Origin of the sequence: Paenibacillus qinlingensis (assembly GCF_013204845.1) — a bacterium.
GTDB lineage: Bacteria > Bacillota > Bacilli > Paenibacillales > NBRC-103111 > Paenibacillus_E > Paenibacillus_E qinlingensis.
Map to the genome: position 1 here is coordinate 17,412 of NZ_JABMKY010000010.1, position 19,860 is coordinate 37,271.

At 45.3% G+C, this 19,860-nt stretch carries 18 protein-coding genes; 16 read left to right on the forward strand and 2 right to left on the reverse strand.

The features are described from left to right. Positions 1-51 precede the first annotated feature (51 nt). On the forward strand, positions 52-801 hold the full coding sequence (locus HQN88_RS18625; RefSeq protein WP_173115658.1) for a divergent polysaccharide deacetylase family protein: 750 nt from the start codon (positions 52-54) through the stop codon (positions 799-801). Between the two features lies 1 nt (position 802). Here the strand turns inward: HQN88_RS18625 and HQN88_RS18630 are convergent, their stop codons facing one another. After that, the gene (locus HQN88_RS18630; protein WP_173115271.1) at positions 803-1,483 is read right to left on the reverse strand and encodes an N-acetylmuramoyl-L-alanine amidase family protein; all 681 of its coding nucleotides are present in this window, start codon (positions 1,481-1,483) and stop codon (positions 803-805) included. Positions 1,484-1,674: 191 nt separating this feature from the next. On the opposite strand from HQN88_RS18630, the gene lonB reads away from it, so the two are divergent. The 15 genes from lonB (at position 1,675) to hemG (ending at position 19,150) form a co-directional block, all read left to right on the forward strand. After that, a complete protein-coding gene (gene lonB / locus HQN88_RS18635; RefSeq protein ID WP_173115273.1) occupies positions 1,675-3,393 on the forward strand; it encodes an ATP-dependent protease LonB in 1,719 nt (572 codons plus the stop codon). Positions 3,394-3,652: 259 nt separating this feature from the next. Beyond that, positions 3,653-6,004 (forward strand): endopeptidase La, encoded by a 2,352-nt coding sequence (lon, locus tag HQN88_RS18640; RefSeq protein ID WP_173115275.1) that lies wholly within the window; start codon positions 3,653-3,655, stop codon positions 6,002-6,004. Positions 6,005-6,021: 17 nt separating this feature from the next. Then, the gene (gene yihA / locus HQN88_RS18645; RefSeq protein WP_173115278.1) at positions 6,022-6,672 is read left to right on the forward strand and encodes a ribosome biogenesis GTP-binding protein YihA/YsxC; all 651 of its coding nucleotides are present in this window, start codon (positions 6,022-6,024) and stop codon (positions 6,670-6,672) included. A gap of 243 nt (positions 6,673-6,915) precedes the next feature. After that, the gene (locus HQN88_RS18650; protein WP_173115281.1) at positions 6,916-7,503 is read left to right on the forward strand and encodes a non-ribosomal peptide synthetase module; all 588 of its coding nucleotides are present in this window, start codon (positions 6,916-6,918) and stop codon (positions 7,501-7,503) included. A gap of 307 nt (positions 7,504-7,810) precedes the next feature. Beyond that, positions 7,811-8,218, forward strand: a complete 408-nt coding sequence (gene speD / locus HQN88_RS18655; protein ID WP_056610310.1) for an adenosylmethionine decarboxylase — start codon at positions 7,811-7,813, stop codon at positions 8,216-8,218. Between the two features lie 117 nt (positions 8,219-8,335). Next, positions 8,336-8,872, forward strand: a complete 537-nt coding sequence (locus HQN88_RS18660; RefSeq protein ID WP_173115284.1) for an S-adenosylmethionine decarboxylase — start codon at positions 8,336-8,338, stop codon at positions 8,870-8,872. 153 nt (positions 8,873-9,025) lie between these two features. Continuing rightward, positions 9,026-10,429, forward strand: a complete 1,404-nt coding sequence (gene hemA, locus HQN88_RS18665) for a glutamyl-tRNA reductase (RefSeq protein ID WP_173115287.1) — start codon at positions 9,026-9,028, stop codon at positions 10,427-10,429. Between the two features lie 32 nt (positions 10,430-10,461). Then, on the forward strand, positions 10,462-11,292 hold the full coding sequence (locus tag HQN88_RS18670; RefSeq protein ID WP_173115289.1) for a cytochrome C assembly family protein: 831 nt from the start codon (positions 10,462-10,464) through the stop codon (positions 11,290-11,292). Next, a complete protein-coding gene (locus HQN88_RS18675; protein WP_173115294.1) occupies positions 11,283-12,032 on the forward strand; it encodes a precorrin-2 dehydrogenase/sirohydrochlorin ferrochelatase family protein in 750 nt (249 codons plus the stop codon). Before HQN88_RS18670 ends, HQN88_RS18675 begins: the two co-directional genes overlap by 10 nt. 13 nt (positions 12,033-12,045) lie before the next feature. Next, positions 12,046-12,990 carry a hydroxymethylbilane synthase gene (hemC, locus tag HQN88_RS18680; protein ID WP_173115297.1) on the forward strand — a complete coding sequence of 315 codons (945 nt, stop codon included), beginning with the start codon at positions 12,046-12,048 and terminating at the stop codon, positions 12,988-12,990. 5 nt (positions 12,991-12,995) lie between these two features. Beyond that, the gene (cobA, locus tag HQN88_RS18685) at positions 12,996-14,540 is read left to right on the forward strand and encodes a uroporphyrinogen-III C-methyltransferase (RefSeq protein ID WP_173115300.1); all 1,545 of its coding nucleotides are present in this window, start codon (positions 12,996-12,998) and stop codon (positions 14,538-14,540) included. Next, complete coding sequence (hemB, locus tag HQN88_RS18690; RefSeq protein ID WP_173115303.1) at positions 14,537-15,529, forward strand: porphobilinogen synthase; 993 nt, start codon at positions 14,537-14,539, stop codon at positions 15,527-15,529. The genes cobA and hemB overlap by 4 nt, the downstream gene beginning before the upstream one ends. Positions 15,530-15,688: 159 nt before the next feature. Continuing rightward, positions 15,689-16,753, forward strand: a complete 1,065-nt coding sequence (gene hemE, locus HQN88_RS18695) for a uroporphyrinogen decarboxylase (RefSeq protein WP_173115306.1) — start codon at positions 15,689-15,691, stop codon at positions 16,751-16,753. 1 nt (position 16,754) lies between these two features. Then, positions 16,755-17,702 carry a ferrochelatase gene (hemH, locus tag HQN88_RS18700; protein WP_173115309.1) on the forward strand — a complete coding sequence of 316 codons (948 nt, stop codon included), beginning with the start codon at positions 16,755-16,757 and terminating at the stop codon, positions 17,700-17,702. Beyond that, positions 17,699-19,150: a protoporphyrinogen oxidase gene (gene hemG / locus HQN88_RS18705; RefSeq protein WP_173115312.1), complete on the forward strand. Its 1,452-nt coding sequence runs from the start codon at positions 17,699-17,701 to the stop codon at positions 19,148-19,150. Before hemH ends, hemG begins: the two co-directional genes overlap by 4 nt. Here hemG and HQN88_RS18710 read toward each other — a convergent pair. After that, entirely contained in the window at positions 19,147-19,806 is a 660-nt protein-coding gene (locus tag HQN88_RS18710; protein ID WP_173115315.1) for a Crp/Fnr family transcriptional regulator, read from the reverse strand. The two genes, hemG and HQN88_RS18710, sit on opposite strands and share 4 nt — an antisense overlap. Positions 19,807-19,860 lie beyond the last annotated feature (54 nt).

The following is a 19,860-nucleotide window of genomic DNA, read 5'->3' on the forward strand; positions in this document are numbered from 1 at the left end:
AAGTTATTTCCAACGTTTGCATCATATCGACAGGTAGCGCTTACCCTAATCATGGGGACTATCTTGATAACGAATCCAAGCTTTACACATGCCGAACCTGATGTAATCCCGCAACAGCCGACCGGAGCGATTACGAAGAAAGTAGCCATCGTGATTGACGATTTTGGCAATAACATGGAGGGAACAGCCGAAATGCTGAAGCTGCCCATTCCATTTACAGTGGCTGTGATGCCGTTTTTGCCCTCAACGAAGCAAGATGCACAATTAGCCCATGACAGAGGACTCGAGGTCATTCTGCACCTTCCAATGGAGCCTGTGAGAGGCAAGAAGAGCTGGCTGGGTCCAGGCGCCATCACAACGGATTTGTCCAGCGAAGAAATCCATAAACGGATCGTTGCCGCGATTGACGATGTTCCTTTTGCCATAGGTATTAATAATCATATGGGTTCCAAAGCGACCTCTGACGAAAGAGTCATGAAGATTCTTATTGAGATTTGCAAAGAACGAAATTTGATCCTACTGGATAGTCGGACGACACCGAAGAGCTTAATTGGCAAAATTGCAGATTCACGTGGCGTACCGCATGCGGACAATCAGTTATTTTTTGACGATTTGTATACATACAGTCACATAAATAAGCAAATGGTTAAGCTGAGAAAATTAATACATGACAGGGATGAAGTCATTGCGATTGGTCACGTAGGGCCTCCAGGGAAAAAGACCGCTCATGTCATTCAGGAGGCTATTCCAAGTATTCAGAAGGAAGCAACGTTTGTTTCTATTTCACAAATGGTCAAATAAATTATTTCGGATGTGTCATGGTGAAATATTGTTCAACGGCTTGTGTAATGGCTTTGGCAAGTTTGGCTTGATGATGACTTTCACCCAGGAGCTTACGATCCGATTTATTGGATAAAAATCCAAGCTCAACAATGACGGAAGGGCATTTTGTATACTTGAGTACATGATATTTTTTACCAAGAACAGGAAGCTCTTCCGTGCCATAGACTTGATTCAAAGCATCTTGTATGAGGCTTGCTAGCAGAATGCTGTCAGATTGATTTTGATAAATGACGAGTGGCCCTCGTGTGTTGGACTTTTTGGACCAATTGATATGCAAGCTAAGCATCATACTCGGTTTAATCGTATTTGCTAAGCCAGAACGTTGAGCGAGATCTTTGCGATGTCTGCTTCCGTAGGACCATGTATTATCATCACTCAACGCATAGTCTTCGGTACGGTTTATAATAACGCGATACCCTCGTTTAACAAGTGATTTATACGTTTTCTTGGCGATAGCTAGATTCATATCTTTTTCTTCATATTTGCCAACCATGGTTCCACTATCGATTCCGCCATGTCCTACGTCGAGAATGATGTCCGCGGATGGAAGCAGAGGATCATAACGAGCAGCTGAAGCTAACTGCGAATTAGGCACGCAAAGAAATAGCGCAAGTAGGATAATCAACAAGTATTTCTTCAAATCCCGCCACATCCTTTTGCAAGAATAACTACCCTTATCCTTCTTCCACAAGGAGGCTATCATACGTGATGCAAAAGTTTGCATGCATTGGATTAACCTTCTTTTACACGGGAATAATGGAAATTAGCAAAAGATAGCCAAGACATTTAACGTATCTAATCGAAGATGACGTGTTTAAGGAGGTTCAACACATGAGTTTAAGTATCATTCTAATGGTCATTCAAGTGTTTTTTGCAGTTGTAATCGGGTTGTATTTCTGGAATTTACTGCGAAATCAACAGACGAACAAGTCTGCAGTGGATAGAGAGTCTAGGAAAGAACTGGAGAAGTTGCGCAAGTTGCGATCCATTTCGCTAACCAAGCCTCTGTCTGAGAAAACGAGACCTTCTTCTGTGCAGGATATCGTTGGCCAAATCGAAGGATTGAAGGCTCTGAAAGCAGCGCTGTGTGGTCCGAATCCACAACATGTGCTTATTTACGGCCCTCCCGGCGTTGGGAAAACTGCTGCAGCGCGCGTCATATTAGAAGAAGCGAAGAAAAATCAAGAGTCTCCATTTCGACCGGACTCAAAGTTTACGGAGATAGATGCTACGACTGCTCGTTTTGACGAGCGTGGTATTGCTGATCCGCTGATTGGATCCGTACATGATCCCATTTATCAAGGCGCTGGTGCGATGGGTGTAGCCGGGATACCGCAACCGAAACCGGGTGCTGTAACTAAGGCGCATGGTGGGATTTTGTTTATTGACGAAATTGGTGAATTGCATGCGACGCAAATGAACAAATTATTAAAGGTGCTTGAAGATCGTAAAGTGTTCTTAGAGAGTGCATATTACAGCTCTGAGGATGCGAATATTCCAGGGTATATTCATGATATATTTCAGAATGGACTACCGGCAGATTTCCGTTTGGTTGGTGCGACGACTCGCACACCGAGCGAGATTCCTCCTGCGATCCGTTCACGCTGTTTGGAAATCTTCTTCCGGCCGCTTTTGCCTGGTGAGGTAGGGGAAATTGCAAGAAAAGCGCTTGATAAAATTGGTTTCAAAAAATGTGAAGACGCCATTGAAGTTGTAACGAAATATGCAACCAATGGTCGCGAAGCAGTCAATGTGATTCAATTAGCCGCGGGAATCGCGCTAACCGATAAACGGGATTCAATCACAGCTGCTGATATTGAATGGGTAGTGAATTCATCACAAATTCCGCCTAGACCGGAGCGCAAAATACCTGCACTGCCTCAAATTGGTTTTGTTAATGGCTTAGCTGTTTATGGTCCTAATTTGGGCACGCTATTGGAGATTGAAGTTACGGCGATTCCAATTGCAGTTGCAGGTACAGGGAAATTCAATATTACTGGTGTTGTTGATGAAGAGGAAATGGGCGGAGGTTCTAGAACCATTCGTCGTAAAAGCATGGCCAGAGGCTCTGTGGAAAATGTGTTAACTGTTCTTCGTAAACTAGGTTTTAATACGTCGGATTATGATTTGCATATTAATTTCCCTGGCGGGGTGCCGATTGATGGACCATCCGCAGGTATTTCGATGGCTACAGCAATTGCCTCAGCCATACATAAAATACCTGTTGATAACAAATTAGCCATGACAGGGGAAATGAGCATTCATGGAAAAGTGAAGCCTGTCGGCGGCGTTGTTGCCAAAGTTGAGGCGGCATTCCAAGCAGGAGCTACCCGTGTTATTATTCCAAAGGAAAATTGGCAAGCTTTATTTGTTGATTTACCTGGTGTTGAAGTTGTCGCGGCAGAAACCATTGAGGAAGTGCTTGCGGCAGCACTCGGCATTGAGCTTCATGATAATGTGATTCCGTTACCTTTCTCTATGGAAAGAACGATTCCAGCTACAACTTTACCCATTCTACATGCCAATTCACAGCATACAATTGACTCTTAAAGGGAGGCTTTTCGCTACCTTACATGGCGCGTCAGCCCTCAATTGGTGTTTTGTTTGGAGTTTTGTTAAAATGTAAAGGCAACGTAGGTAGAAAATCCCACAGAGATAAAATAAACGGCTGCACTATTCTTTGGATGTATCACAGTGTTTATCTAAAATAAAGCCGATTTATTATGTGAAACCTATTATTACTTTTATTATTTCAAGGTGAGACTTTGAACATAAGGTTCAAGGATCCCTATTATTGGAGGTGCAGAGGATGGGGCCTGGAAAAATGAAGGTGCGCAGATTGCCGTTATTGCCACTTAGGGGACTGCTGGTCTATCCGAGCATGGTTCTACACCTAGATGTAGGACGTGAAAAATCGGTGAAAGCACTCGAGCGGGCGATGGTGGATGACAGCATGATTCTCCTCTGCTCTCAATCAGAGATCAACATAGAAGAACCAACAAAAGAGGATATTTATCGCATCGGAACCATCGCGAAAGTGCGGCAAATGCTCAAGTTACCGAATGGTACGATTCGTGTTTTAGTTGAAGGTGTACTACGTGCTGAAACCGTAGAGTACTTGACGAACGACGAATACTACGAGGTAACCGTAAAAGAATTGCCGGAGCAAGAAATTTCAGATCCTGAGATTGATGCTTTGATGAGAAGTGTGCTAAGTCAATTCGAGCATTACATCAATCTTTCCAAGAAAGTAACGCCTGAAACACTAGCCGCGGTATCTGATATTGATGAGCCTGGCCGATTGGCAGATGTGATTTGTAGCCATTTATCGCTTAAAATCAAAGATAAACAAGATATTCTCGAGACCGTTGACGTACGTGAACGGCTCGAGAAAATGCTTAATATTTTGAATAATGAGCGGGAAGTGCTCGAACTCGAACGCAAAATCAGTCAGCGAGTCAAGAAGCAAATGGAGAAAACGCAGAAGGAATATTACCTCCGTGAGCAGATGAAGGCGATTCAGAAAGAGCTTGGGGATAAAGAAGGTCGTGCTGGTGAAGTTGATGAGTTACGCAATCAACTGACGGAAGCCGAGCTTCCGGAAAAGGTTCGTGAGAAAGTTGAGAAAGAGATTGATCGATTGGAGAAAATGCCTGCTACTTCAGCAGAAGGCGGCATCATTCGCAATTACATCGATTGGTTGCTAGGTCTTCCTTGGCACAAACAGACCGATGATGATTTAGACTTAGATAAAGCGGAAGAGATATTGAATGAGGATCATTTTGGTCTCGAGAAGCCGAAAGAGCGGGTGCTGGAGTACTTAGCCGTACAGAAGCTAGTCAAGAAGCTCAAAGGTCCGATTCTTTGTTTAGTTGGCCCTCCTGGGGTTGGTAAAACGTCCATTGCTCGTTCAATAGCTAGATCCATGGGAAGACAATTCATCCGTATTTCACTAGGCGGCGTGAGAGATGAAGCTGAAATTCGCGGTCATCGTCGTACGTACGTTGGGGCCATGCCAGGTCGAATTATTCAAGGCATGAAGAATGCAGGTGCGAATAATCCCGTATTCTTATTAGATGAAATTGACAAGATGGCGATGGATTTCCGTGGAGATCCTGCCTCAGCTTTGCTTGAAGTATTGGATCCTGAACAAAATAGCACTTTTAGCGATCATTTCATTGAAGTACCTTTTGATTTATCCAACGTGATGTTTGTGACAACGGCGAATGCAGTGCATAATATTCCTCGTCCTCTGCTAGATCGGATGGAGGTTCTATATATTCCAGGTTATACGGAGATTGAGAAGCTCCAAATTGCCAAGAAATATTTACTTCCTAAGCAGAAACGTGATCATGGTCTTGAAGAAGAGCAACTTGTCGTTGATGAGGCCGCTTTGATGAAGATTGTGCGCGAATATACGCGAGAAGCAGGCGTACGTAATCTAGAGCAGCAAGTTGCAGGTATGAATCGGAAAGCAGCTAAGAAGATCGTAGCAGACCCTGAGACACCAGTTCATGTAACTATAGATAACTTAACTGACTATTTAGGTCCCGTTAAGTTTAAATATAATGTTGCGGAAGAACAAGATCAGATCGGTGCTGTAACAGGTCTGGCTTGGACGGAAGTCGGGGGAGATACACTCGTTATTGAGGTATCTGTGCTGCCTGGTACTGGCAAGTTAACCTTAACGGGTAAACTAGGTGATGTCATGAAGGAATCTGCGCAAGCAGCGTTCAGTTACACGCGTTCGCGTGCTGATGTCCTTGGTATTGCCCCAGATTTCCATGAGAAGAATGATGTACACATTCACATTCCTGAAGGAGCTATTCCCAAGGATGGTCCATCAGCGGGGATTACAATGGCTACAGCATTAATCTCTGCCTTGACGAACATTCCGGTTTCACGCTTAGTTGCAATGACGGGAGAGGTCACGCTTCGCGGCCGCGTACTACCAATTGGGGGCTTGAAGGAAAAGGCACTCGCTGCACATCGTGCAGGTATACGAACTATCCTTTTACCGCAAGATAACGAGAAAGACATTATTGAAATACCAGAAAGTGTCCGCACAGAGATGACGTTCATCCCTGTCAGTCACATGGATCAAGTGCTGGAACATGCGCTTATCAAAAATAAGCCGACGGCTAACGTCGGATCGACTTAGAAAGTAGTTGAATATTCATGAAAGTCAATCAAGCTGAATTTATCATCAGCGCGGTTGGACCTAGCCAATATCCAGAGGATGCCTTGCCAGAGATAGCGCTGGCAGGGCGTTCTAATGTCGGGAAATCGTCACTCATTAACTGTTTGATTTCTCGTAAAAACTTAGCTAGAACCAGTTCACAACCGGGCAAGACGCAAACTCTTAACTATTATAAAATTAATCAGGACTTATATTTCGTTGATCTCCCCGGCTATGGCTATGCAAAGGTATCTAAAACCAAGCGCGAGCAATGGGGTAAATTCATTGAAAGCTATTTATTGAATCGTGAGCCTTTGCGTCTTGTGATGCAGTTGGTCGATCTGAGGCATCCGCCTTCCAAAGATGATCAGGCGATGTACGAATGGCTTCGCCACATGGATGTACCTGTTCTTGTTGTTGCGACCAAAGCGGACAAGATTCCTAAGAGCAGATGGCCGAAACATTTGAAGATTGTACGTGAAACACTAGGGATGGATAAAGGAGTTCAACCGCTGATGTTCTCTTCTGAGCTAGGGCTTGGCAAAGATGAACTGTGGGGAATTCTAGAGCAAGCGATTGCTTATGGCGAGCCGGAGCCTCATACCGAAGAAGTACTGACTAGCGCTGTAATCGATCCGCAACCGTCCTAATCGCAGGGCGGTTTTTTGCGTATTGTAAAGGATAACGTTCAAAGATAGAGGAAATCAAAAAGAAGCATACGGGAAAGCGAGGTAAACTGGGGGAAATTTGATGGCATTCCAGTTAATCAAGCATTTTTCAGAATATTTGGCTGATTATCATGATTTGCAGGCAGGAATATTCATGACTCTTGTAGTATAATAATAAGCAAGGTAATAGTTAATGGCTTGAAAACAAAGAATCGAGGGATTTTTATGGCACAAAGGTTAGCGACTGAATATGTCAAAACCTGCCTCCAGTTAACAGAAGCCGATATGTTGAAGTTTTTTCAAATGTTTGTGGACCATCAAGTGACATTGCAAGTCAAAGTTTTGGAAAACGGGAATCAAGAAGTTGTTTTTCAAGATGGCGAAGGTCAAGAAATCGTCCTCTCATTTGAAAAGAAATCGGGCCTATATGAATGCACAGGATCCTGCAGATTAAGTAATACCTTATTAGCTAATTTAATGCGTAAAGCAGTATCGGAATTCAAAGGCAGCGCTAAAGTCAATCGGATTTACCCAAGCTACACGATGGTTTATTATTATGAACGCGGGACCGTTGTGAAGATCGAGGAAATCAAAGGTCAACTAGTAACAATTGTCTATGAGCACAAAGATACCATTGGTCTTATGCAGATGATGTTCCAGAAGAGAGAAGTTGAGCAAGAGATTGAAATGATCTACGATCAAATCAATCACCTTCTTGATATGCGTAACATGCTGCAGGCTAGGGATGAACACCAACAGATCGACATTCGCCTCAATGAGCTTACACATCGTTTGTTCGTTTTGGAGGCATAATCACCCATACATGCTATATTTATGGAGACCCATTTTTGGGTCTCTCTTTGTTTTCAAGCACATGCAAGGGCATTACGACATAATTTAGATATGGCGTCGATGTGACAGTTGGCCTTTAACAAAAAAAACTATTGCATTTATCGTCGATAGATGTTATTTTTATTCTCGTTGAAACAATATAGGAACCAGGATTCACTCAGGACATTGAATGTTGCGAGAGATTATACCCTCGGGAAGTGAATGACGTAGGTCCTAGCGGATGAAATTTTTTTCACACATTTTATTCCTAGGAAGGGGGAACCGAAAGATGGAAACAGAATACTCAACTTTCGGAAGACACGTTGCTGTTGATACTTGGGGGGTAGATTTTGAACTTCTGAACAATGCAGAATGGCTGCAAGCTCAGATGGTTGAAGCTGCCGAGGTATGTGGAGCAACTGTTTTATCTGTACAATCCAAGCAATTCGAACCACAAGGAGCAACAGTTCTTGTAATGTTGTCCGAGAGTCATCTCTCCATTCATACTTATCCTGAGAGAGGTTTTGCCGCACTTGATTGTTATACATGCGGTGAGACAGTCGACCCTCAATTAGCAATCGACTTTATGGTATCCGTACTAAAACCAGAAACGTTCTATGCGAAGAAACTTGTTCGCGGAATGGGTGAACTACAAGTAGAAACTCCTGAAATAAAGCAAGCAGAGCTTGTTAAATAAAATTCTGCACCTTACCATAACGATAGCCACGGAGAAATCCGTGGTTATTTGTTTGTTCAGACGCCCATACAATGATATTGGTGATACATGTCCAATTCTTGGAGTGGGGGAAGAAGATTGAAACAAAAGTTAATTAGGAAAACGGTGCTGTACATCGTTGTACTCTTTCTAATCATATGGCCTATTTATCAACTCGCTCAAATGTTAGGTCATCATAAGGAAGATCATGATGCCACACATTTACTGTTCCAAGTATCCTTATTTCAAATGGAAATACTGAAAAGCAGTCTAGAAGAAGCCTCTCAGAGTAAAAGTACGAATGAGCTCGATCCAGTGAGACGAGCGCTATACTCAGCGGAATACACACATGAGCGACTGATACTAGCAGCAGGGGGAAAAGAGGAGTTAAGCTCTCTCAGCTTCATGAACCAATTAAGCCAATACATACAGAGGTTACAGCTTGGTGGCGCCAGAGCTCTGAAAGCGGATGAGACGTTAACATTAAAGGAAGCCCAGAAGCAATTTGGGCACATGTATGAGATCTATGAGAAAATGATGGCATCGAACGGCGATATTATTTCATCGCAGAATACCGAGCTATCAAAACTTGATCGCGAATTGACTTCCTTTTTAAGAAAAAAAGGGCTGCAATAGGGGATTCTGCATGGATGAGGTATAGAGGAGCACAGAGCTGTTAAAACTAACGAACAGACCCAAAGCATTCATAATTTATTCAAATATTTTGTCGGAATGTCGGTATTGCTGTGCTATAATGATTCTAAATAAAACGAAAGGCAGGTGGTAACGTTGCATATTATCGCAGTTGGTTTGAATTATCGGACAGCCCCGGTAGAAATTCGTGAAAAGTTTGCGTTCTCAGATCAAGATTTACCCAAAGCAATCGCTGAGTTGAAAGAGACGAAAAGTATTCTAGAATGTGTTATTGTTGCCACCTGCAATCGCACTGAAATTTATGCTGTCGTGGATCGACCTCAATTGTGCAGTCATTACTTAACGCATTTCCTTGAGCGTTGGTTTCATGTGAAGAAGGATGAGTTCCAGAAGCATTTATATATGTACGAGAATGACAAAGCAAATGAGCATTTGTTCCGTGTAACAACGGGACTTGATTCGATGGTCATTGGGGAAACTCAGATTCTCGGTCAAGTGAGGGATGCTTTTTTAGCATCTCAACAATTGAAAGCAACGGGGTCTTATTTCAATACTTTGTTTAAACAAGCAATCACCCTTGCTAAGAAAGCTCATTCGGAAACGGGTATCAGTAATAACCCAGTCTCCATCAGCTATGCAGCCGTAGAACTCGGAAAACGGATTTTCGGAAGCTATGTGAACAAGACGATTATGATTATTGGTGCAGGCAAGATGAGTGAGTTGACCGTGAAGCATCTCTATGCGAATGGTGCAAACAAAGTTATCGTTGTGAATCGCACGTTGGAAAGAGCGATGGATTTAGCCGGCAAATTTAGCGGGGTGGCTTGCACACTTGAGGAAATGCCGAATTATCTACCTGAGGTTGATATTATCATTAGTTCGACTGGAGCGCCTGGATACGTTCTGACGAAGAAGGATATTCAAACGTATGTGCAAAAAAGAAAATCTCGCCCGCTCTTCATGATGGATATCGCGGTTCCGCGGGATCTGGATCCTGAGATTAGCGGCTTGCCTAACGTGTTCCTCTATGACATTGATGATTTGGAGCATATCGTGGATAAGCATTTGCAGGAGAGAAAGAAAGAAGCGGCTAAGATTGAGATCATGATCACGTCCGAAATCGCTGCTTTTGATCAATGGACGAAGACACTTGGGGTCAGTCCGCTGATTAGTGCTTTGCAAACCAAGGCGAATCAGATTCACGAAGAAACCATGGAGAACATGCTGAATAAGTTGACTGATTTGGATGAGCGTGAGATTAAGGTGATTCGCAAACTAACGAAGAGTATTGTGAATCAAGTGTTGCGTGATCCGATTCTACGGATCAAAGAAATGGCGGGAGAGCGGCACGGCGACGATGCGCTCGAGATTTTCACCAAGCTTTTCGCATTAGAAGATACGCTTAAACAACAAGAACAGGCAGATCAAATAGCACAAGAGTTGGAGTCAGGCTTTAACAAAGTGGAAAGTAAACAAACGTTGGATGAGAAGTTGTCCGTTCGTAGTTTGCAAAACGTGGATGTTCTAGCCCCATCTTGATAAAAAGGCGCTAACCGCCTAGGAGAGGTGCCATGGTTACACGTAGCTGGTTGTTTGATGCGATGATTTATATGTATGCCCTGAGCCTACTGTTTTACTTTTCGGATTTCGCCAATGCGAGCCGGAGCGCGAAACGGATGGGGACGGGGCTGCTTTTGTTTGTATGGGTTTTGCAAACCGCTTACTTGGCGATTAGTTTATATGGTCATTTGACGGAATGGGCTTTTGTTCGATCTGACGTGCTCTTTATGTTTTCGTGGCTGATTGTAACGATATCCTTGATTATCAACCGTTTTTTCAGGATTGAATTGTTCGTGTTTTTCGTGAATGTACTTGGTTTTGCTATACTCGCACTAAATATATTTGGGAATCCACATGTTGTGCCGATCAAGTCCGATTGGGAAATTAATGATGAGCTATTATTTATTCATATTTCATTAGCGATTGGCAGTTATGCCGCCTTTTCAATTGCTGCTATTTTTTCAGGGATGTACATATTTTTACATACAAGGTTGAAGAGTAAAAATTTCTCGCAGGCTGTCATGAGACTGCCATCTCTTGAGAAAATTGAGCATTATACGTATTTGTCGGTCATTATCGGAGGGCCGTTGCTTCTAATGGCTTTAAGTCTTGGTGTGGTGTGGGTTGTGCTTGAAGGCAATCGCAATCTCCTCTATGATCCTAAAGTAATCAATTCTTTCTTCGTGTTGGCAGCTTATGCGTTTTACTTATTTCAACATAAATCCATGCGGATTTCGGGGAATAAGCTAGCTGTTTGGAATTTAGCGGCCTTCTGTATCGTCGTGTTGAATTTCGTTGTTTCGAATCTTGTTTCTGATTTTCACGGGTGGATATGGAGTTAAATGGTTGGCAGCATCCTTTTCCCGTTATGATGAATTTAGCAAGACGCCGGTGCTTGATTGTCGGTGGAGGTCCGATAGCGGAACGGAAATTACGCTCGTTGCTTGCGGCTGGAGCCGAGGTGACGCTTGTTAGTCCAGCGTTCACGGTTGGAATTCTTGAGATGGCGCATCAACCAAATGTGATCGTGAAGAGACAGTCCTATGATTCAGGGATGTGGGTATCCCATGATGAGACAAGCTTTGCATTAGTCATTGCGGCAACGAACGATGCCCAAGTCAATAGACAGATCGCAGAGGATGCGAATGCGCATCGCTTGCTCGTCAATATTGTTGATCAACCAGACCTGAGCTCGTTCATCCTACCTTCCGTTGTTCGTCGAGGGAAGCTGGTCATTACGGTTTCCACTGGGGGAGCTAGTCCATCAGCAGCGCGTAAAATTGCCAAAGAGATCGACAAAACTTATGGCGATGAGTATGAAATTTATTTGGATTTTCTCAGCGAAACTCGCTTGTTCATTCAGGAACACGTGAAGGATAAAGAAGCAAGGCAGGGCCTATTTAAAGACATGCTGGCATGGGATCTCATGCCTTTGATCCGTGAAGGAAAGTTTGAAGACTGGAAAGAGAAGTTCAACCTTGCCTTACATGATGAAGCTTGGATGCAATCACAAGAGCAAGGACAAGTAGAAAGTGGACGGCCTTCTTGGTCTTTCATCAATGAGATTGGGCAGCACGTATAGGAGGCGGAGACGAATGAAAACGATTATTGTAGGGACAAGACAAAGTGCTTTGGCACTGACTCAAACAGGACAAGCTGTTGAGCTATTAAAGCAGCTTGCTTCCGAGCATGGCATCGAATGTCAATTTGAAATTAAGAAAATTGTGACGAAGGGCGATCGGATTTTGGACGTCACGTTATCCAAAGTCGGAGGCAAAGGCTTATTCGTTAAGGAAATCGAACAAGCGTTGACCGACGGCGAGATTGATATCGCCGTCCATAGCATGAAGGATATGCCTTTCGAGTTGCCCGAAGGTCTCGTTGTTGGCGCGATCCCTAAGCGCGAGGATGCGCGCGATGCGTTGATCACGCGCGGAGGCAAATCGCTCGACGAGCTGCCGCAAGGTGCGCTCGTCGGCACAAGTTCGCTGCGCCGAGCTAGCCAGCTCCAGCATCACCGCCCGGATCTCCGGATCGAGTCGATCCGGGGCAACATTGATTCGAGGCTGCGCAAGCTCGAAGAAGAGAACTTCGATGCGATTATGCTTGCCGCCGCCGGTCTTCACCGGATCGGCTGGCAAGATCGCATCTCCAGCTACTTGCCGCCCGAGCTATGCCTCCCTGCCGTAGGGCAGGGAGCGCTATGCATCGAGTGCCGCGGCAACGACGCTTTCGTGCTGGACTTGCTGGGCAAGTTCCAGCATGAGCCAACGGCGCTTGCCGTGCGAGCGGAGCGGGCTTTCCTCGGCAGACTCAACGGAGGCTGCCAGGTGCCGCTCGGAGCATACGCGAGCGTCGAGAACAGCAGCGGGGAAGACGCCCCGCTGCTGACCCTGACCGGCATGGTCGGGACGCCGGATGGCGTGACCATGCTCAAGGAAACGGCTTCCGGGAATGATCCGGAAGCGTTGGGAGCGTTAGTCGCAGATAAGCTCATCGCTCAAGGAGCTGAGAAGATTCTAGCTGAGGTGAGGGAGTGATCACTGTGAACAAAGGAAGAGTTTTTCTTGTTGGAGCGGGTCCTGGAGATCCTAAGCTCATCTCGGTACGCGGGATGGAAGCGATCCAAAGAGCTGATGTCATCGTATATGATCGACTGGCGAATCCACGCTTATTGAAGCATCGTAGACCAGAAGCAGAACTCATCTTTGTTGGCAAGCTGCCTGACAAACATATATTAAAGCAAGAAGAAATCAATCAGTTGCTCGTGGATTTGGCGTTACAAGGGAAGATCGTAACACGCCTTAAAGGTGGAGATCCGAGTGTGTTCGGACGTGTCGGAGAAGAAGCCGAGCTGCTGACAGATAACAATATTACTTATGACATTATCCCAGGAATCACTTCTTCGATCGCCGTACCTGCATATGCAGGTATTCCGGTCACGCATCGCGATTTCACCTCGTCAGTCGCGATTGTAACGGGCCATGAGTATCCAAATAAAACGTATTCCAGCTTGAACTGGGAGCATCTAGCCAAAGCGATTGGCACAATGGTGTTTCTGATGGGCGTCGCCAATCTAGAGCAAATATGCCGCGAGTTAATTCGCTGTGGGAAGCCGCCAGAAATGCCTGTTGCCTTAGTGCGATGGGGAACTTGGGCGGATCAAGCGACGATAACAGGTACACTTGCAGATATTACAGAAAAAGTAAGAGAAGCGAACTTCAAATCTCCGGCCGTCATTATCGTTGGCGAGGTTGTTAAGCTTCGTGAGAAGCTGGCGTGGATGGAAAAGAAGCCGCTGTTTGGCAAGCGAGTACTTGTCACGAGAGCTCGGAGTCAAGCGAGTGAGCTTGTCGATCTTATCGATGATTTGGGTGGAGAACCCGTCGAGTTCCCGGTCATTCGTTTACAACCGCCAAGTCGCCAAGAAGCTAGGCAAGCATTGGATCTCGCACTTGAGAGACTGCAGGAGTTTGACTGGATTGTGCTAACGAGTGCGAATGGTGTTGAATTTTTCTTCCGCAGACTGCGTGAGTTAGGCATTGATGTTCGCAGAATGGGGAAGGCACGAATTGCTGCAGTAGGTCCTAAGACCGCTGAGGCGCTCGCTGAGCGTGGTATCATTGCAGACGTCCTACCAGCCAAGTATCATGGGGAAGGCATCTTAGATGCCATTGAAGGGGATTTGAACGCAGGTCAGAAAGTGTTGCTGCCGACAGCAGACTTAGCACGTGATTACTTACCGTCAAAATTGAAAGAACTCGGTCTCGAAGTTACCGAAGTGGATGTATATGAGAATGTATTGACCACGGATGACGGAGAAGAGATTATACATCTTTTGCAAAATCAAAGCATTCATATCATCACTTTTACAAGCTCATCGACCGTTACGAATTTACTCGAAGCGCTAAAGCAACTCGGTATGGAAGATCCGTTATCGCTTCTACAAGGCGTGGAGATTGCAGTTATTGGTCCCAAAACGGCAGAGACTGTCCTACAAGCAGGACTGTCGATCACATATACGGCTGAAGAAGCAACAGTGGCTTCTTTGGTACAAAGCATGATTCAAGGAGGCGGAAATCCATCATGAGTTTTCCAATCGTTCGTAACCGCCGCTTACGCGGAAATGCAGCTATACGTAATCTTGTTCGTGAGAATCAAGTGACAGTGAACGATGTCGTTCAACCGATCTTTGTTACTCATGGTACAAATGTAAAATCAGAAATAGCCTCGATGCCTGGTGTGTATCATTTCTCACTCGATCGTGTGAAAGAGGAAATCGATGAAATCACGCAATTGGGTATCCAAGCGATTCTCTTGTTCGGTGTACCTGATTACAAAGACGCAACTGGAACGTCCGCATTTATGGATGACGGTATCGTACAGCAAGCAACACGCTTTATTAAAGAACTTAACCCTAACTTGCTGATTATCGCAGATACGTGTTTATGTCAATTTACCGATACAGGTCATTGTGGGGTTATTCATCACCACCCGATTACAGGGCAAGCGGATGTCGCGAATGATCCTTCTTTGGAATTACTTGTTCGCACAGCTGTCTCTCAAGCCAAAGCGGGTGCAGATATTATCGCCCCTTCCAATATGATGGATGGTTATGTACAAGCCATTCGCACAGGACTTGATGAGGCTGGTTATGAGAACACGCCAATCATGGCGTACTCCGTCAAATATGCTTCGGCCTACTACGGACCGTTCCGCGATGCTGCGCATTCCACACCGCAATTCGGCGACCGGAAAACGTATCAAATGGATCCAGCTAACGGTCGTGAAGCCCTTCGTGAAGCGTCAAGCGACGTCATCGAGGGAGCAGATTTCTTAATGGTGAAACCAGCGCTCGCTTATATGGACATTATCCGCATGCTGAAGGATAACTTCGACTTGCCTGTTGTCGCTTACAATGTGAGTGCAGAGTACGCTATGGTGAAGGCTGCTGCTCAGCAAGGCTGGGTGAATGAAGAAGCGATTGTGATGGAAACGATGATAGGCTTCAAACGTGCAGGAGCAGATATTATCTTGACCTATTTCGCCAAAGATATCGCTCGCTACTTGCAAAAGTAAGGAGATCATGAACCATTTGTCCTCTGTGCTGTATAACGGAGTTCGAGTGGTTCTTTTTGTCATACTTTTGTCGCAATAGATAAGCTTACGTTGGTTGTGAGAGGGGTATAATTAGGGCATAATGGATGAGAATAGATGGAAACAAGAGGAAGGTGCCTCATGAGTTATAACGATAATTTTATTAAAGCATGCCGGAAAGAAAAAGTTGATACACTGCCTGTGTGGTATATGCGTCAAGCCGGTCGCTACGACCCGGACTACCGTAAGATCAAGGAAAAGTACTCCTTGCTTGAAATTTGTCAGCAACCAGAGCTAGCTGCTGAAGTAACGATGATGCCGATCAAAAAGCTTGGCGTAGATGCCGCGATTTTGTACTCGGATATTATGAATCCAGTGGCTTCGTTGGGTGTTGATTTTGATATTGTGAAAGATATCGGTCCCGTGATACATACGCCGGTTCGCACGGCACAAGATGTTGAACGACTTCGTCCAATTGATGTGGAGAAGGATTTGTCCCACATTCTTCAAACAATTCGTATATTAGATAAAGAATTAGAGGTTCCGTTGATTTCGTTCGCGGGTGCGCCATTTACGATCGCCAGCTATTTGATCGAGGGCAGACCCTCCAAGAGTTATATTCGTACGAAACAAATGATGTATTCTGAACCAGCCGTCTGGTTCGCCTTGATGGATAAGCTTGGGGATATGGTTATCACGTATCTACGCGCGCATATCGCCAATGGGGCAAAAGCTGTTCAAGTATTCGATAGCTGGGTGGGGGCTCTCTCTCCGGCCGATTTCGACGTCTATGTACGTCCTACGATGATGCGGATTTTCAAAGAACTATCCGATTTGAAAGAACCGAAAATTTATTTCCCTGGCGTTAGCTCAGGTGAATTGCTGCCGTATCTGACAACCATTCAAGCTGATGTGATTGGTTTGGATTGGCGTGTCCCGATTAATGTTGGGCGTGAAAGACTACAGAACCGATATGCTGTGCAAGGGAACCTAGATCCGTATATTCTAACAGCGCCGATGAGTGTGATTGAAGCGCAAGCGAAAGCCATTATGGATGAAGGGATGAAGCAACCAGGGTTTATTTTCAACCTCGGGCATGGCTTATTCCCAGAAGCATCATTGGAGAAATTGAAGGAACTAACGACATTTGTTCATTCCTATTCGCATTCCGTTTTAACCCAGCAAGCTGGAAAGAGTGGTGTTTAACATGACCAAAAAGCGCATTGGCGTCTTAGTGATGTCGTACGGTACGCCGGAAAGCTTAGATCAAGTAGAAGCGTACTATACGCATATCCGTCGTGGTCATCCTCCGACCCCTGAGCAATTGCATGAATTAACGACGCGTTATGAGGCTATTGTCGGTGGCTTCTTCCCGCTGCGTGAAAATACGAATAAACAAGTAAAAGGACTCGAAGCTACGCTTCGTCAAGAGCATCCTGAGCTTGAATTCGTCTGCTACCAAGGCCTTAAGCACGCTCAGCCTTACGTAGAAGATGGCGTTGAACAAATGGTTAAAGACGGCATCACAGAGGCTGTAGGGGTCGTTCTAGCGCCTCACTACTCGACGATGAGTGTCGGTGGTTATGTGAAACGAGCGAAGGATAAGGCGGAAGCGCTAGGTCTTCAAATAACTTTCGTTCTGGATTATCACCTCCATGGGAAGCTGCTCGATGCATTGCAAACACGTGTAGAGAAAGCATTGGGGAAATTTGCTGAGGCGGATCGGGATAACGTGAGAGTCATCTTTACAGCACATAGCTTGCCGGAGAAAATTCTGGAAATGAAGGATCCATACCCGGATCAATTGCTGGCTACCTCCAAAGCGCTTGCTGAGCGGGTAGGTCTTACGAATTGGCAGTTTGGTTGGCAAAGTGCGGGCCAGACAGCCATGCCTTGGTTAGGTCCGGATATTATGGACGTCATGCGTACGATTAAGCAAGAAGAAGGCGTGGATAAGATACTCCTCTGTCCAATCGGTTTCGTTTCTGATCATTTAGAAGTTCTGTATGATATCGATATCGAAGCACAAGGGTTAGCGAAAGAGCTAGGCGTTCACTTGGAACGTACAGAGTCGCTCAACACTGATCCTCTATATATGGAAACCTTAAGTGATGTTGTCTACAAGAAATGGCAAGAGGCAGCTGGTTCAGAATGAGTAACAACGTGCCTCATTATATGATTATTGGCGGGGGTATTACGGGGCTAAGTGCTGCTTATTATTTGAAAAAACTGATGACGGAAGCTGAAGCCGGTGGAGGTGCCCCCTTTCGCATTTCTGTTGTCGAGAAATCACCGTCATTTGGCGGGAAAATTCATACGATTGAGCGTGACGGCTTTGTGATTGAAAAGGGGCCAGATTCCTTTCTAGCGCGTAAACGTCCCATTATTGATTTGGCGTATGATCTCGGCATGGAAAATGAGCTGACTGGTACGAATCCGAAAGCGAAGAAGACTTATATCGTTCGCGGGAGAAAGCTGCATCGCATGCCTCCTGGCTTGGTACTGGGAATCCCGACTCAGATGACACCGTTTATGAAGACAGGCCTTATCTCGCCTTTTGGCAAGCTTCGCGCTGCGATGGACCTGATTAAACCAAAGCGGGATGTCGCAGCGGATGAGTCGCTTGGTCATTTTCTCGAGCGACGACTTGGTAAGGAAGTGCTTGAACGTATTGTCGAGCCGCTGCTTGCAGGGATTTACGCTGGGGATACATACAAGCTGAGCTTGAAATCCACCTTCCCGCAGTTTCGGGCTATGGAGCAGAAGAATCGCAGTTTAATTCTTGGGATGATGGCGAGCCGCAAAAATGTGACTGAGGAAAGCGCGCATTTGCCTGCGGCTGTTCGCAATTCGGTATTTGTAACGTTTAAACGAGGGTTGCAATCACTAGTGAATGGGTTAGTAGACGCGTTATCTACTGTGGATTTACGTGCTGGAGTTGGTGTTGTGTCCGTGCGTCGTGTAGCGGGTGGACAAACTGAAGTTGTCTTTGAGGATGGTCAGCATGAAGTCGTTGACGGGGTCATTGTGACTACGCCAACGTATCAAGCGGCGAGGATGCTTTCGGAGCTGCCAGCTGCAAACCAGCTAGCGAAGATTGATTATATCTCGGTAGCTAATGTGATTATGGCGTTCGATCGTAAGGATATTCCATTTGAACTAGATGCCTCTGGTTTTCTCGTTCCTAAGCATGAAGGTTACACGATTACAGCGTGTACGTTAACCTCAGCGAAGTGGCTGCATGCTGCACCAGAAGGCAAGGTGCTGCTTCGTTGCTATATTGGTCGTTCTGGCGAGCAGGAATGGCCGGCATGGTCCGATGAGCAATTAATCAGTAAAGCACGACGCGACATAGATAATCTGCTTGGGATTACGGCTGAACCTAGTTTCGTTGAAGTGACGAGATTGATGAATTCCATGCCGCAATACCCTGTTGGCCATTTAGAGGCGATTGCGGATTTCAACAAAGAACTGGCTGCTGCTATGCCGCGAGTCCTGGTCACGGGGGCAGGGTTTCATGGCGTCGGACTGCCTGATTGTATACGACAAGGCAAAGAAGCTGCAAGTCAGCTTGCTGACCTTGTCTTCACACAACGGGATTAACGGAGCTTAGTCAATTCCAAAGTGAATTCGCTGGCAGAGATGGTCAGGATTTTCTTCTCTTCAAGATCACGAATGACTTGCATGAGCGTTGCTTTCTGAACGCCAGCTAGTTGGGAGATTTCATCAAAGTTAAGAACTAGCTTAATGACGATTGTAGTGCCTTTACGCAAGCCATGCGAGTTCGCCATTTTGATCAAACTTTTGATGACTCGTGTTCTTGCATCTACGAAGGTTAGATCATAGACTTGTTGATTTGTATCGCGCAAACGGTTACTGAGTTCTTGCATGATACCTAGACTAATGTCAAAATGAGTACGAAGCAGCTCAAGGAAGCTATGTCCAGTTATCGTTAGAAGTGTGCATTCTTCTAAAGTTTGAGCTGAGGCAGAACGAGGTTTGCCATCAATGAGAGACAGCTCGCCGAAGCTTTCGCTGGTTTTGCAGATTGATAGTATTTTTTCCTCACCTGCTTGGCTTGTTGTATAGATTTTAACGGAACCGCTAAGCACCATGTAGAAGACAGATCCGATTTCTTTTTCTTGAAAGAGGATTGTGCCTGCTTTGTAAGTACGTCTTGTACAAATTTCAATAAGAGCGTTCAATTGATGCTCGTTAAGCTGGGCAAATAATGGAACTTTCTTGATATGCTCTAGCATAGGTTGCACCGCCTTTATAGGTAGTCATGGGTAGGTTATGACCTCATTTTATCA

What these genes read in the sequence shown, in the direction of transcription:
- hemH (WP_173115309.1), top strand. Translation starts at nt 16,755, where the DNA reads ATGACCAAAAAGCGCATTGGCGTCTTAGTGATGTCGTACGGTACGCCG.
- HQN88_RS18650 (WP_173115281.1), top strand. Translation starts at nt 6,916, where the DNA reads ATGGCACAAAGGTTAGCGACTGAATATGTCAAAACCTGCCTCCAGTTA.
- HQN88_RS18675 (WP_173115294.1), top strand. Translation starts at nt 11,283, where the DNA reads ATGGAGTTAAATGGTTGGCAGCATCCTTTTCCCGTTATGATGAATTTA.
- speD (WP_056610310.1), top strand. Translation starts at nt 7,811, where the DNA reads ATGGAAACAGAATACTCAACTTTCGGAAGACACGTTGCTGTTGATACT.
- lonB (WP_173115273.1), top strand. Translation starts at nt 1,675, where the DNA reads ATGAGTTTAAGTATCATTCTAATGGTCATTCAAGTGTTTTTTGCAGTT.
- lon (WP_173115275.1), top strand. Translation starts at nt 3,653, where the DNA reads ATGGGGCCTGGAAAAATGAAGGTGCGCAGATTGCCGTTATTGCCACTT.
- hemG (WP_173115312.1), top strand. Translation starts at nt 17,699, where the DNA reads ATGAGTAACAACGTGCCTCATTATATGATTATTGGCGGGGGTATTACG.
- HQN88_RS18710 (WP_173115315.1), bottom strand. Translation starts at nt 19,806, where the DNA reads ATGCTAGAGCATATCAAGAAAGTTCCATTATTTGCCCAGCTTAACGAG.
- HQN88_RS18670 (WP_173115289.1), top strand. Translation starts at nt 10,462, where the DNA reads ATGGTTACACGTAGCTGGTTGTTTGATGCGATGATTTATATGTATGCC.
- hemE (WP_173115306.1), top strand. Translation starts at nt 15,689, where the DNA reads ATGAGTTATAACGATAATTTTATTAAAGCATGCCGGAAAGAAAAAGTT.
- hemC (WP_173115297.1), top strand. Translation starts at nt 12,046, where the DNA reads ATGAAAACGATTATTGTAGGGACAAGACAAAGTGCTTTGGCACTGACT.
- hemB (WP_173115303.1), top strand. Translation starts at nt 14,537, where the DNA reads ATGAGTTTTCCAATCGTTCGTAACCGCCGCTTACGCGGAAATGCAGCT.
- yihA (WP_173115278.1), top strand. Translation starts at nt 6,022, where the DNA reads ATGAAAGTCAATCAAGCTGAATTTATCATCAGCGCGGTTGGACCTAGC.
- HQN88_RS18625 (WP_173115658.1), top strand. Translation starts at nt 52, where the DNA reads ATGGGGACTATCTTGATAACGAATCCAAGCTTTACACATGCCGAACCT.